Raw genomic sequence first — 11,569 nt, 5'->3', positions numbered from 1 at the left:
CGATTCCGCCGCTCGCCTCGATCGCGTTGAACCGTCTCGTACTGATTCTTCATCTTGTCCAGTTCCAGCTCGAACAAATCGGCTAAGTCTTGGGCGCGACTCTCTCCCCCATCGCCGGCGTTGCCGAAGGCGACCTGAATTTCACGAAACACGGCTTCAGCGCGAAGCAGATGCTGGTAGGCCTTCTGCTCATGCGGGAGGGCTTCGCGAGCCTTTCGAGCACGAAGCTGTTCGGCCGCCGGAGCCATCGCGGCGGTTGCGGCCTCGAGATTTTCCACCAGCGTCTTGAAATCCGGCTGCTCATCGAGAGCATCGCCCAGTCGGCGCCGAATCCGTTCAATAAGCGTCTGTACGTCACTGCGGAGTTTCGTCTGAGCCAGTTCAATGGCGTTCATGTTCTCGGCGAACTCCGCCGGGCTCCAGCGATCCTTCTCCCGCACGACGCGCCAGGTGGCTGCGATGATTTCTTTCTGCCGCTGGCTGAAAGCCCCGGCGTCCTGCTCGCCGCCCTGCATTCCGGGCATTTGCTGGGCTTGACGAAAGCGACGGTCAAACGGTCGCACCTCAAGGAAATAGATGTCCGTCGTCGCCACACCCGGCCCCGTCGCCCGATTGTTGTCTTCGGCACGGGCATAGTAGGAGATCACATCGCCGGGCTGAAGCTGAAACTCTTCGAGGAAGAAGGTGTGCGATCCGGTGATCGTTCGGGGAGCCTCGCCCGCCGCCTGATAAAGTGTCACCCGCTGCTCCGGCCCTCCGTTGACCGAGTAGTACAGTTCCAGCTTGCCGATTCCCGTATCATCTTCGGCCCGCGCTTCGGTGAAAACTTCCTGGAGGTTGGTCACCTTCAGATCCCGTCCCGGCTTTTCCAGCACGACCAGGGGAGGATCATCTTCTAGCGCCGTAATCGAGTATTCGCTCGATCCCGGATAGCTCTCACCCGTCGTCGGCGTCAGCTCGATGCGATAGGACGAGTTCTTCTGGATCGTGATCTGCCCGCTGAAGCGATCGGTCCCCGACGGCGTCATCGGGATCACTTGACCGTCACCGAGACGGATTCGGGCGCTTTGAGCCGATCCGGTGAGGTGGGCGATCACGGTCACGACAGTGCCCCGGAGCCCGACGATGTCTCCTCCATCCTCCACCGTCTTTGAGGGTAACCGCGTATATCCCGGATAGGTGTAGACGAGCGTCAGGCGACTGACCAGGGGAAGATCACGAACGTGAATAGTGAACGACGCCGACCGAATCGAACGGGCCGAGACGTAGTACTGGACCGTCTCCTGAAGGTTGAAGAAAAGAAAGCGGAAATGGCCATCGGGAGTTCGTTCCATGGCTGCCTCGCGCCAGCTCGTCTGGCTGGCGGGTTTGAAAAAGACCGTGGCCGTCTCCGCATCAAATCCCTGAAGCGACGCGGTGATCATCTGGTCGAGCCCTCGAGGAACCGTGACATCTCCGGGTTGAACGAGGATGGAGAGCGATGGCATCACTCTGTCGAGCCAGGGCGCATAGAGTTTGATCGCTCCCGAACGAAGCGGCCACTCACTGAGACCGAGCACCAGCGCCAGAACGAGCGGGGGAAGCACGGCGACCAGGCCGCGCAGAGCGAGCGCCCGACGGGGCACCACGACATCCGGTCGAATATCGGTGCAGGCGCGCGCGGCATCGGCGACGAGTCTTTCCCCAATGACCGGTGACGGTACCGGAACAGCTCGTCCGCCGATCACCTCGATGGCGGTGACGAGGCGATCGTTCAACCCTCCGCTTTTCTCCTCAATGAACCGTGCAATTCGCTGCTCCGTCGGAGCACGGCGGACGCACCACCAGAGGATGGCTCCACCGGTCAGGAAGACTCCTGTGACGGCAATGGCACGAGCCACCATCACCACGATGGGCTGGAATTGAAAGCGGACCGCCACGAGCACCGATACGACGATGAGGACAGCGAGTGCCGCCAGACCCACGGCGGCGACCGTCAGTCCGCGCGCGAGAAGCCATCGCCGTCGCACCTGACGGATTAGATGATGAAGCAGTTCTCCCGAAGCACCCATAACGACCCTCCTTGCCCAGATCGGGATTCTCACGCTGGCCCCGTCCGACGACGGGATGCCTGATTGGCGAGAACGGCTTCCGATACCAGCAGCGCGAGCGCCAAAAAGAGCAGCGTTCGCCACAGCTTTTGCCGTTCCGCCCGCTCTCGTTCCGACTCTCCACTGACCAGGGCGGGTGAGGACACCGCATCGCCGTTTTGTCCCGCAACGCGGGCAATGAACTGCCCTACGTCCGCCTTCGTCAGATTCGACTCGTTCGCGTCCAGATTCACAGCCACGTAATCGAGCGCTCCAGGACGCCCGATGGTGTAAAAGCCATTTTCGCTGGCGACGAATGAACGGAAATCCTCGCTCAATCCCGTCTCACGGCTGACACGCTCGCCCGATGGGGCCTTGACGGGGACGGGATTGACCTCCGACGCACCCTCGAGCGGGATCATATCCCCCACGCGATAAAAAGCTCGATGGGATTCCGGTTTCAGGGCAGCGACCATCTGGCGAACGAAAGGAACATAGACGGGAGTCAGCGGAAGATTGCTCCAGCTTGCATCGAGGGGAACAGCCAGAATGAGGATCCTTCCCTTCCCCCGGCGAGCCTCGATCACAGCCGGACTGCCGTCATCAAGACGGGCCAGGACCGTCGCCCCTTCTTTCGGCGCCAACCTGACAAAGCCGTAGAACCGAGCCAGGGAAAAATTAGCGCTTTTGACTCCCTGGAAAATGCGAAAGATCGGATGCGTCGTTTCGACTTCCGAGAGGACCCGATAGGAACTTCCCTGAGGCATTTCGACTCCCGCCACCGACACAGGAGCGAGTTCCGCCAGCGCAGCCTGAACGTCGGGTTGCCCCGCCTCACTTCCCAGAGCGATGATCATTCCGCCGCCCGTTTCGATGAATCCTTTCAACGATGCGAGGAGGCCCGGGCTGAAATGCTCCACCTGATGGAGGACGATGAGCCCCGCCCGGCGGATTTCTTCGACGGCCACGGTTCGCGGGTCCTGGGACGCTGGCTGAAACGGCGCGTTCTCGCCGGCCAGCAGCGCCTGCTCGAAGTAGAAGCTGCCGCGTCGGCTGCTCCGTTGCGGCTCTTGCACAATGAGCACGCGCGTTGGATCGCGCCGCCAGATGGCCACGTAAAATTCATCATCCTCGCTGAGCCCGTCTCTCTCCGTGGCAACACTCACGCGATTCGGACCCGAACCGAGGAAGAATCCAGTGAATTCGATGGCGCGGGTGGCTCCTGCCGCCAGTTGTACCTTTCGCTCCTCGGCCACACGGTCGTTCACCCGGAGCGACACGGTCACCGACCGCCCGGATCGGCCATAATTGCTCAGCCGGGCGATGAGCTTCCCCTCATAGCGCGGCGTATAACTGAGCGGCTGGGCGGCAATCTCGCTGACGGCGACATTGTCGCCTTCGTCAGCGGCTACATCAACCGGGATGAGTTTGACGCCCGAAGGAAGCGAGAAAGGTTCGCTCTCAGGCGGCAAGCCTGATTTCTGGAAATCGGAGATGAGGTAAATCACCTTTTCCCGACTGTCGGAGGGAGCCAGAACTTGCGCTGCCGTCCGCAGTCCTGCCAGAAGGCTCGTCGCTCGATGCGTTGGACGAACCCGGTCGAGAATGGCGGCAAGCGCTGCTCGGTCGCTCGTCGGCTGAGACAAAACATCAGCGCTTGTCGAGAAGGTGACGAGTCCGAGCTTCTTCCTCTCGGATGCCGACGCCACCAGCTCGCGCGCGCGGGCGAGCGCCGTCGCGAACCGATCGCCGTATCTCATGCTGCAGGACGTATCGAGCACAATCACGGCGGTTGTGGACGATTCGGTTGCGTCGGTGGATGCTCCACTCAAGAAAGGTCGGGCGAAGGCCAAGAACAGCAGCGCGACAGCAACCGACCGAATAATGAAAAGCAGCAGATGCTGGAGCCGTCGCCGTTTGTGAACCCGCTGAGGAAGCCGCTGGAGGAACATCAGCGAGGGGAACGGGATCTTCTCGGCCCGCTCCCGGCGAGCGAGATGAACGAGGATGGGAATCGAAAGCGCCAGCGCCCCCAGGAAAAACAGCGGATTGAGGAAGGAAATCATCGCCCCTCTCTCACATTATGTCTTCGCCGTCACCGCAGATGGGACCGGCGCGACAGATACTCAAAGAGCGCGTAATCGAGCGGTTGCGAGGTCGAGACCACCTGGTAATCAATGCGATGACCTTCACAGGCATGTCGCAACGAGGTGATGTGCTCATGCACGGCCCGCTCGTAAGCCGCCCGCAGGTCTTCGGGCGAGACTTGAAGCTCCGCCCCGGTTTCCATATCCACGAAGTTACCCGGCTGAGAAAAATCAAAGGAGAGTTCTCGCGCGTCCAGGACGTGGAAAACGATCAGGTCATGACCGCGACAGCGCAGTCTCCGGAGGGCATCGGTTAATCGGGGAGCATCTTCATAGAGGTCGGAGATGACCACGATGAAGCCGCGCTTTTGAATCAGCTCGGCGATCCGCACGAGCATATCGGCGATGGCCGAGGGTCCGCTCGGTCGAAGATGCTCCAGAGTGGTGAGCAGCAGACGAAGATGACCCGGTCGAAGCCGCGGCGGAAGATAGCTTCGGATGTCACGATCAAAGGCGACGAGCCCCACGGCATCCTGCTGCCGGTGCGCCAGGTAGGCCAGCGCCGCCGCCAGATAAAGCGCGTACTCGAGCTTAGTGACCGGCCCCGAACGATAGCCCATCGAGCCGCTCACATCCACCAGCAGATGGATGCGCGTGTTGGTGTCACCTTCAAATTTCTTGATGTAATAGCGATCCGTTCGCGCCAGCACCTTCCAGTCAACATAACGAATGTCATCTCCGGGGACATAGGGACGATACTCGACGAAATCCACGCTGAATCCGATATAGGGAGACTGATGGAGTCCTGAGAGGAAACCCTCCACCACCGTTCTCGCCACCAGCTCCAGCGAGGCAATGCGCGCGAGAATCTCCGGCGAGAGAAACCGCGAGCGGATGAGGGGTTCTGCCGATTGTCGGTTCATGACAGTCCCGAACGGGGCTCCGGAACGGCTTCGATCAGCCGCCGGATGATCTCTTCCGAGCCGATGCCCTCGGATTCGGCGTGAAAGTTGACGAGGATCCGATGCCGCAGCACCGGGTAGGCGAGGCTCCGCACGTCGTCACAGGACACGTTATAACGCCCGCTCATCAGGGCGCGGGCCTTGCCCCCGAGAATGAGATATTGCGAGGCGCGCAGGCTGGCGCCCCAGCTCACCCAGCGTTTGACGAAATCGAGAGATCCGTTCTCGGGTCGGCTGGCCGCCACCAGTCGAACGGCATAGCGCGTCACCGATTCCGCCGCCGGGACTTTCCTGATGAGCTGGTGAAACTCCAGAATCTCGCGGCCGGTGATTTGCCGGTCGAACTGGATGTTCTGCGGAGCCGTCGTCGTGCGAACCACCTCCACCTCTTCGTCCTCGGAGATGTATCCGATCTTGATATTGAACATGAAACGGTCGAGTTGCGCCTCCGGCAGGGGATAGGTCCCCTCCAGCTCGATCGGATTCTGGGTCGCCAGGACGAAGAAGGGTTTGGGCAGCTCGTAGGTCACCCCCTGCACGGTGACCGACCCTTCTTCCATCGCCTCCAGCAAAGCGGCCTGCGTCTTGGGCGGCGTCCGGTTGATCTCATCGGCCAGGATGATGTTGGCGAAGATCGGGCCGCGTATGAATTCAAACCGCCGTTTGCCCGTCGCCCGATCTTCCTCGATGACATCCGTGCCGGTGATGTCGCTCGGCATCAGATCGGGCGTGAACTGAATGCGCTTGAACTTCAAATCGAGCGCATTGGCGATGGTCTTGATGAGCAGCGTCTTGGCCAATCCCGGCACGCCGGTGATGATCGAATGACCGCCGACGAAAAGGGAGATAAGAACCTGTTCGATGACCTCATCCTGACCGACGATGACTTTGCGAATCTCCTTGAGGATATGATGTCGCGCCGTCGCCAGCCGCTCCAGCAACTCTTCGTCGCGCGTGACGTCTCGTGTGGCATCTGCAACCATGCTTACTCTCCAGGATTAAAAGGACGATGTCCTCCAAAACAGTTCGGCGATCCGTGGCCCTCAATGCGTCAGGGCATAGATGATGTAGTTGACGCCAAACTTGTAGGCTTCATTGGTCTGCTCGATGGGCGCAAACGGATCGTCCGACCATTCCCAGTATTCGCTCAGATCGTTATTGTAGTTGACGATCATCATCAATCGCCCGGTCTTATCCGACAGACCGTAAAAGACGGGCTTACCCTCTCCATAAGGGGCTTGAACGTCGAGCGTCTTCAGGCTGAAGAAGCAGTTGAAGATCGGATGAGTGATCGTCAGCTCTTCCAGTTCGAGATCAGGGAACGCCCGACGGACATACCAGCGAAAATTCTCCAGCGCGCCCTCGCCGCGAAAATCATCCACCAGGAGGAAGCCTCCGCGCAGTAGGTACTGGCGCATTCCTTCGATCTCGCGCTCGCTCAGGTTCATGAAGCCAACTTCGCAGAGGTAGGCGAAGGGATATCTGAACAGTCGGGGATCATCGAAGGTCAGGATCACCTCATCGGGATTGGGACGAACGGCGCTGATCTCGCTGAGGATTTTCATCATGTGTCGCCCCCCGCGGGGATAATCATGAGCCCAGGGAGGCATTCCGAAGCCAAACGATCGCTCGGAGAAGCGCCCGCCGTAGCGGATGCGGGCGAAGGTGAAACGATTGGAATAACGGTCCAGATCAATCCCCGGCTGAGCCGCGCTCGGTGGCAGCGGGAGCAACAGGACGAGTGCCCAGGTGCCGAGGATGACTCCCGGAATCCATCTTCTCCACTGTCGGACGCGCATCGCCTTCATTTTACTTCCCCACGAGCGAGAGCAGCAACTGTTGTGCCTTCTCGAAGGCAGGAGCAATCTCCAGGGCGCGCAGAACTTCTCGCTTGGCCCGCGTGACATCGCCGCCGGCGGCGTAGGCACGGGCGAGATTGAAGTGCGCTTCAGCTAGATCGCCCGGCTTGAGACTGATCAGAACCTGAAACTCTCGAATGGCCGCCGCCGTGTCGCGCTCGTCGAGGTAAAAATTGCCCGCCACCTGATGCAACCCCTGATCGAAAGGATCAATGAAGACCGCGCGTTCGAGAATCTGTCCCATGCCCTCTCGCAGTCCGGTCTCAAGCCCAAGCGTCACGATCAGTTTATGGGCAGCGTAATCGTCTTCATCCAGGTCAACAAGTTGCCGGAGCACGCGCAGAGCTGACCGACCGTCGCCTCGCCCGCGATAGATTTCCGCCAGTTGCCAGTAGGGGCTCTCCGGTCCGGTGTGATAAGGGAAGAGCCGAAGCGCTTCGGTCAGATGAAGAATGGCTTCCTCGATTTGCCCTCGCTGGCGCAGCAACGTTCCCAGGCGCAGCCGAGCAAAATAATTCGCCGGTTCCCGGCCGAGCAGAGAACGAAGCTCGGCCTCATCTGTCGGGCCCTGATTCATCAAGCGAAAGTCCAGCGCCCGAATGAACCGATCCATTTGTTCCCGCAAAGACTCCTGAAACAGCCGATCGAAGGCATCCGGCGTCAGTCCGAGAGCTATCTTGAAAACGTCGGCGGTGGTGTGGTTGTTGCGGTAAAGCTCGAGCATCCTCAGAATCCTGTCGAAACCAAATCGCTCGACGATGAACTGAACGATGAGCGAAGCCTGAAAGTACGCACGAGGAATTTGATCCGGTGATTCCGGTCGGATGAATCCCGCGTCGAGCTTCTCCAGCGGAAGGAACTTCCCCTCAACCAACGCTCGCACGAGGGCGAGATTCCAATCATCGCCCCAACCGGGTCGCGCCTGTCGTTCCTCATACACCGACAGGCCCTCGGAAAACCAGCGGGGAATTTTATGATCGGTGGCCTGAAGGGAGATGACGTGAACAAATTCGTGCCAGGCGGTGCTTCCCCAGTTGAACGTCCCGGGCGGTCGCGCCGACGGCGAGTCCATGACGATGACGCGGCCGAAACACGCTCCCAGCGCACCCAATCCCGGCAATCCCACGGTCTTCACGGCGAAATCCTCATGATTGGGGAACAGCTCGACGATGATCGGTCCCTGGGGGCGAAACCGGTATTTCTCGGCCAACCTGCGGTAGGCGTCTTCGAGCAGGGCCGACAGGTAGGGCACGAGCACGTCATGTTCCGATGCCGCCGTCCGGATGATGAAATGCTCGGTCACCGACTCCCGATAGGTTCGCATGGAATCGAGCAGATCAAGCGTGTTCTTCACCCAGACGTTGAACGGGTCACCAGCGAAGGCGCGTTCCAGGACATCGCGGGCCTCGGCATCCTGACCGATGCGGAGAAGATTGATTCCGAGCAGCGCCCAGGCGGGCCACAACCGCGGGGAGAGCGCAACCGCCCTCCGGCTGAACTCAACAGCCTCCTGATACCTTCGCTCATTGGTGGCGAACTGAGCAAGCGTCAAATACAGCTCACCGCAGCGCGGATTGATGGCCAGGATGCGGGCGACCTCCTCATCGAACTCGCGCTGTCGGTGGAGCAGGTAGAAGGCCGCCGCGCGAATCGCCCGCGATGACGTGGATTGCGGATTGATCTTCAATGCTCGCTCCACCTCCGCCAGTGCTCCCTCGAAATCGTCCGCTTCGAGCGTGACAGCGGCCAGCAGATCATAGGCGGGAACCAGCGAAGGATTGATCTCCAGCGCACGCCGGGCTAAGGCGATCGGCTCGCGGCTGCCATCAATCAATTTGCTCCGGGCCAGCCCGAGATAGGCCATTGCCGATGAGGGGTTCACTTCCAGCGCATCGCGGAAGAAACTCGCTGCCTCGGCATAGTTGTACTTCTCGACATAGAGCATTCCGGCATGGAGATAGGCATCGAGGAACTGAGGATCGGCTTTGATGGCCGCGGCGAACATCCGATTGGCGTCGTGATAGCGCTCCAGGAAGACGAGGGCGCGGGCGACAGTGGTAAGCGCGTCGGCGGCGCGCAGATCCTCGCTCTGGGCAACGGTGAGGATCGCGCGAAATTCCGCATCCGCTTCCGCGTCTCTTCCTCGTGCCCGCAAAAGAATTCCCCGGCTCAATCGAGGGGCGATCTGCTCTACCCCAGCGGAGAGCCGAATCGCTTGAGTGTATTCGGCATCGGCCTCGTCGTACCGGCCCGTGGCGAAATAAATTTCCCCGAGCAGGCGATGAACTGTCGGATCCTGGGGCGCGTGTGCGAGAAGCTCACGAGCAACTCGCTCGGCTTCTTGCCACTGACCCGTCTCGTCCAGAGCCCGGATGAGGATCCGACCCGCCCGCACGTCAGCCCGATTCACCGCCAGCCGAGACCGACACAGGGTGATGGCCTCCTGATATTTCCCCTGGCGGAGCAGCCCTTCAGCCTCCTCCGCCCTGTTTTGCGCCAGGCATCCGGTGGCCGACACGACCACGGCGACCAGCGGAATCAGCATCCGCACGACAGCCGATGATGGGAATCGGACGTGAGTCATCACTTTCTCTTCCGTCGCATTGCCTGATTGACTTCGGCCAGCTCGATGGCCAGCCGCTCCAGTTCGCGCTCGTATTCTTCGGCAGTCATCTGGGCTTTGCGCCCCTTGAGCGATTCGATGGCACGTTCCAGCTCCTCTTTGCGACGGGCGAGCGCACGGAGTTCAGGATCATCGCTCGGAAGATGAGCCGTCACGGAGTCCAGGTACAGGTGTCGGGCGACCGCTCCATCTCCTTCCGTTGCGTCACCATGCCCGATGCCGTCGCCATTATCTTCCAAAAGCGGGTGCTCAGTAGCCAAAAGGCCCTGCCGGGCGTACCAGTCGGCGGTTGCTTTGGACGCATAGCTGAAGGCTTCCATCACAGAGGTGCGCCCGTTTTTATCGAAGTCAGCCCGGTCATCGGAGAGCGCAGCGATAAAGTGCTCGGCGAAGATCGTTGCGGTTTGTTCTCGACCGCTTCGGGTGGCCGTTATGACCACGGCGCCTGTTTTGCCCAGGGGCCGGATGAATTCTCCACTGGCGCTCGCTGTGTTGATGAACACCACGTTCCTCGTCTTCAGTTGACTGATGATGCGCGCGAAATCGTCCGCCGACCAGTCGCGCCCAACCAGGTTGAATGTCGCCCGCTCACCATCATAGGCCCCGTGTCCGATGAGGAAGACGACGATGAGGTCCTTTTCGGTTACCTTTTTGTTGATCTCGGCGAAAACACGGGCGATGGCGTCGCCGGTCGCGCGATCCACATTGACTGTGATGTCCGATGGTGGAGGCGTCTCCGCCGTGAGGTAGTAGATCTCGTCTGGTCTGAGGGCCATTCGCCCGCGCAAGATCGTGTAAAGCGCGCGCGACCAGGCGCTGAACTGCCGCTCATATTCCTGACTCCCGCCGACGCCACGAACGATGATGGCCCAGCGGCGCTCGTCACCGTCTGTTTGCGAGCGGGCGTGGGCGGACGGGACCACCGCTCCCAGGCTCATGAGCGCAACGCCGACCGATAGACCGAGTCCTATTCTCCGCATCCTCATATGAGTCCCTTTCTCTTTCGCAACACCCACTCGGCCGAGATCAATCCCACAAGGAGCAAAAAGTTGATGGGCATATCCCATATCTCCCTGGCCACGCGAATGGAGTTCTCACCTTCGAGGTAGGTGATCTCTTCCGGCAGGTTCTCGGCCTGATCGAAGCGATAGTATCGGCCTCCGGTTTCCGTCGCCAGACGCCGGAGGAGGGCGACGTTTTGCTCGGCCTGGCGAAACTCGCGATGAAGCTCGCCGGCCGTGACAATCGTTTGTGCCCGACCGAGGATTTCATTACCGCGTCGGGCAACTACCTCGACGCGATAGGGGCCCGCCTCCGGCAACGGAACCGATGCTTCATAGTGCCCGCCGCTCTGGAGCGTCACCTGAGCCGGCACCTTCACGTCGCGGCCCGCCGGAGTTCTCACGATGACCTCCACCTGAGCATCCGTCACGCGGCTGAACGTCGCATCCGTCACAGCGATTTTCAGGTGGGCGTCATCCATCACGTCGTAGGCATCGGAATCAGACGAGACTTCGACCCGATCGGCGGCGAAACTGACGAGATAGCGCACGAGCTGCCGCCAGAACGTTTCGTGCGAGAGATCGGCTGCATCCATCTCCATCTGCCAGCGCCAGGAATCTGAGGGTGTGAAAGCGAAGCTCACTCCCTTTCCATACCGTTGAAAGGCGAGCATCACCGAGCGGTCGCGTCCTCCCCGACGGTGACCTTCGAGCAAGACGGTCGCGCCCGGTTTGACCTCACCGAAAGGTTCGGGGATTGTGACCGGAGGCAACGCCCGCCAGGCCTGAAGATTGGCCGCATCCTCCCGTTTCAAGCGCGTGACGGGATGCTCCCGACCTCCGGGAGTCACAACCGGGGCATAGGCCATTACCCGGTCGTCGGCATCGGCCGATGTCCCGCGCTCCCGCCGGAGAACAACGGGAAGTACATCGGCAAGAGGCGTAATCCCATAGCCGCCGGCAGAAAA

8 protein-coding genes are annotated in these 11,569 nt (G+C 60.5%); all 8 read right to left on the bottom strand.

Annotation, left to right across the window (positions count from 1 at the left end; translation table 11 throughout):
* A partial coding sequence (locus VNM72_00040; GenBank protein HXF03787.1) for a hypothetical protein occupies positions 1-2,051 on the bottom strand: 2,051 nt, incomplete at its 3' end.
* Positions 2,052-2,080: 29 nt separating this feature from the next.
* Positions 2,081-4,135, bottom strand: coding sequence for a BatA domain-containing protein (locus VNM72_00035; protein HXF03786.1), 2,055 nt, complete (start codon positions 4,133-4,135; stop codon positions 2,081-2,083).
* Between the two features lie 29 nt (positions 4,136-4,164).
* Positions 4,165-5,079: a DUF58 domain-containing protein gene (locus VNM72_00030; GenBank protein HXF03785.1), complete on the bottom strand. Its 915-nt coding sequence runs from the start codon at positions 5,077-5,079 to the stop codon at positions 4,165-4,167.
* A complete protein-coding gene (locus tag VNM72_00025) occupies positions 5,076-6,101 on the bottom strand; it encodes an AAA family ATPase (GenBank protein ID HXF03784.1) in 1,026 nt (341 codons plus the stop codon). Before VNM72_00025 ends, VNM72_00030 begins: the two co-directional genes overlap by 4 nt.
* Before the next feature lie 60 nt (positions 6,102-6,161).
* Complete coding sequence (locus VNM72_00020) at positions 6,162-6,926, bottom strand: DUF4159 domain-containing protein (GenBank protein HXF03783.1); 765 nt, start codon at positions 6,924-6,926, stop codon at positions 6,162-6,164.
* Between the two features lies 1 nt (position 6,927).
* A complete protein-coding gene (locus tag VNM72_00015) occupies positions 6,928-9,561 on the bottom strand; it encodes a tetratricopeptide repeat protein (protein ID HXF03782.1) in 2,634 nt (877 codons plus the stop codon).
* Positions 9,561-10,580, bottom strand: coding sequence for a C13 family peptidase (locus VNM72_00010; GenBank protein HXF03781.1), 1,020 nt, complete (start codon positions 10,578-10,580; stop codon positions 9,561-9,563). The genes VNM72_00015 and VNM72_00010 overlap by 1 nt, the downstream gene beginning before the upstream one ends.
* A 2-nt stretch (positions 10,581-10,582) precedes the next feature.
* Positions 10,583-11,569 (bottom strand): hypothetical protein (locus VNM72_00005; GenBank protein ID HXF03780.1); only part of this gene is annotated, 987 nt, incomplete at its 5' end.

The sequence above is a fragment of the Blastocatellia bacterium genome (assembly GCA_035573895.1).
Taxonomy (GTDB): Bacteria; Acidobacteriota; Blastocatellia; order HR10; family HR10; genus DATLZR01.
The sequence above is the reverse complement of the archived record's forward strand: the minus strand, read 5'-3'. Positions and strand labels throughout refer to the sequence as shown.